Genomic DNA, 373 nt, shown 5'->3' on the forward strand with positions numbered 1-373 from the left:
CGGCCTGGCTGCCGCGGCGCTGGGGCTGGGCGGCCTACGGGCCCTCGAGCGCGTCCTGGCCGAAAAGCTCGGGCAGGACTACATCCACGAGATCCGCAAGGGACTGGTGGCCTCCGCCCTGGCCACCGACCGCGGACCGTCGCCGGGGGTGACCATCGCGCGCAGTACCAACGACCTCTCCAGCGTCCGGAACTGGATCGCGCTGGGCATCGCGCCGCTGGCGGTCGGCATCCCGCTGATCACGGGAACCACGGTGGCACTGTGGTTCCTGTCCCCGGTGCTGGCGTTCGCCGTCGTCGTTCCCCTGGTACTGCTGACCGCCGGGCTGGCGTTGCTGTCCCGGCCGGCGTTCCGGCGCGCCGGCGCCTTGCGC

The 373-nt window shown here is 73.2% G+C and carries 1 pseudogene; it reads left to right on the forward strand.

Going from position 1 to position 373, the window contains the following annotated elements:
* Positions 1-373 (forward strand): annotated as a pseudogene (locus tag AC5RUJ_RS18675) (ABC transporter ATP-binding protein); the annotation flags it as partial.

It is taken from the genome of Arthrobacter sp. Y3223164, from assembly GCF_059091005.1.